The organism is Vibrio sp. 10N.222.48.A3 (assembly GCF_041475345.1).
GTDB lineage: Bacteria > Pseudomonadota > Gammaproteobacteria > Enterobacterales > Vibrionaceae > Vibrio > Vibrio tasmaniensis_A.
Window position 1 is genome coordinate 1 of the sequence record NZ_JBFRVX010000219.1, and the last position, 2,141, is coordinate 2,141.

Here is a 2,141-nt window from a genome sequence, read left to right on the forward strand (position 1 = left end):
ACTTATCAAAACTACTTGTCAAAAAAAAGCAGCCTTGTTCTCAAGCCTTTTTCCTACGCTATTTTTGAACACTTACAGTGATTGGTATTAGGTTATATATCGACCAATCCGGCAATAAATTTAGTGATTATTTTTGCGCGAAGCTAACTAGTTCACTGCAAAAGGCATCGGCTTCTGTCATAAACGGCGCATGTGAAGACTGCGTGAATATATATTGCTCGGTATGAGGCAGCGCTCTACCCAGATCTTTTGCTACCTTGATTGGCACCAATCCATCCAGTCGCCCGTATAAACGCAGCATAGGCACTGAAATCTCCGGCAGTTGTTCACGCAAGTCAACATCAGACAGCATCTTTAAGCCGGCCAATAAAGAATCAGGATTCGGAAGCGGACGAGACAGTACCGCTTGCTTGAGTTGTTTTACATCTTGCCTTGCAGAAGGGCTGCCCATGGCTTGCAGTGCCATAAAGCGTTCGATAGTGGTTTGGAAATCTTTAACCAGCTGTTCGGTAAATGCGCTTAATACGTTTGGCTGAATACCTCGCCATAACACGGGTTCTTTTGCAGCGGCGAATTTAGGAGAACTGGCAACAGTCACCAATTTGCTTACGTAATCTGAGTGATGCAAAGCCATGTGTGTTGCGACCAAGCCACCCAGTGACCAACCGACCCAAATAGCCTGCTTTGGAGCTTCGGCCAACAATTGCTGAGCTATCTCTTCAAGATCTTGAGCGTGGCAATGAGAACTGTGTCCATAGCCAGGAAGGTCAACAACATGCACTCGAAAATCAGCTTCTAACGCATCAACGGTTTGTTGCCATACCGCACCGTTCATTCCCCAGCCGTGAACCAACACTAAATCAGGCCCTTGCCCAGAAACATGCCAATATAACGTGTCACTCATTCTCGATATTCCCTACTTTTTCCATCAGCGATAATCCGCGCTTTTCAGTATTGTGAGTAAAAGGAACACCATAACCCAAAAGCATCACGAGCTATGTTATCCGATTGGCTACAAAAACACACACCACGTCTGGTCACACCTCAATGCGACCTGTGTAAGCTAGATAAGTCGCACAGCGATACTCACCCTAGATGGTGTAATTATTGTCTCAAACTCTTTGATCCAGTTCCTCGCTGCCGACGATGTGGTTTAAAAACGCTGCTCACAGTAGAGCAGTGCGGGCAATGTTTATCACAGCCTCCACCTTGGCATCGTCTCTATTGTGTTGGGGACTACACCTTTCCAACAGCACGTTACATTCAGCAAATGAAGTACGCCGATAAGTTTTGGTTTGCACGCGATCTGTCAAAGCTATTAGCTTCACGTATCGAACATCCTGCTTCGATGGTCACCAGTGTCCCTCTGCATTGGCGTCGATATATTCATCGTGGCTTTAATCAAAGTCAGCTGCTCGCTAATTACACAGCTCAAGAACTTGGCGTTAAAGATGAGGTGCTGTTCCGTCGAATTCGCTCAACAGCTTCTCAGCAAGGGCTAACTAAATCCGCGCGATTACACAATCTAAAGAGTGCTTTTACGCTTAGAAAACAAGACTTTCATGGAAATATCCCCTCTCACGTCGCGATAATTGATGATGTTGTAACCACCGGCAGTACTGTGTATCAATTATGCCAATTACTACTTGAAGTAGGTGTGAAAAGGATTGATATTTACTGCATCTGCCGCACTCCTGAGCCCTCTGGATAGAAGCTGTGAATCGCTACTTGTACAGCAATCCAACAAAAAAGGGCTGAATTACAAGTCTGACAGGAGTAGAATGGCGCTAATAACCTACAAATCTACTCAGGTATTCGTCGTGTCAAATATTACTATTACAGAAACAGCTCAAACTCACTTTGCCAATCTGCTGTCACAGCAGCCTGAAGGTACAAACATTCGTGTGTTCGTGGTAAACCCAGGCACACAAAACGCTGAGTGTGGTGTTTCTTACTGCCCAACAGATGCTATCGAAGCGTCTGATACAAAACTGTCTTTCGAAGCATTCTCTGCATACGTAGATGAGTTAAGCCTGCCATTCCTAGACGAAGCTGAGATTGACTTCGTGACTGACAAAATGGGCTCTCAACTAACACTTAAAGCACCAAACGCAAAAATGCGTAAAGTATCAGACGACGCA

At 45.2% G+C, this 2,141-nt stretch carries 3 protein-coding genes; 2 read left to right on the forward strand and 1 reads right to left on the reverse strand.

Features of this window, described 5'->3' with window-relative positions:
• Positions 1–127: 127 nt before the first annotated feature.
• Positions 128–904 carry a pimeloyl-ACP methyl ester esterase BioH gene (gene bioH / locus AB4653_RS07610; RefSeq protein WP_017099269.1) on the reverse strand — a complete coding sequence of 259 codons (777 nt, stop codon included), beginning with the start codon at positions 902–904 and terminating at the stop codon, positions 128–130.
• Positions 905–997: 93 nt separating this feature from the next.
• On the opposite strand from bioH, the gene AB4653_RS07615 reads away from it, so the two are divergent.
• Complete coding sequence (locus AB4653_RS07615; protein ID WP_170962723.1) at positions 998–1,711, forward strand: ComF family protein; 714 nt, start codon at positions 998–1,000, stop codon at positions 1,709–1,711.
• 109 nt (positions 1,712–1,820) lie between these two features.
• Positions 1,821–2,141, forward strand: a 321-nt coding sequence (locus AB4653_RS07620; RefSeq protein ID WP_372103736.1) for an iron-sulfur cluster biosynthesis family protein, incomplete at its 3' end; no start/stop codon positions are given.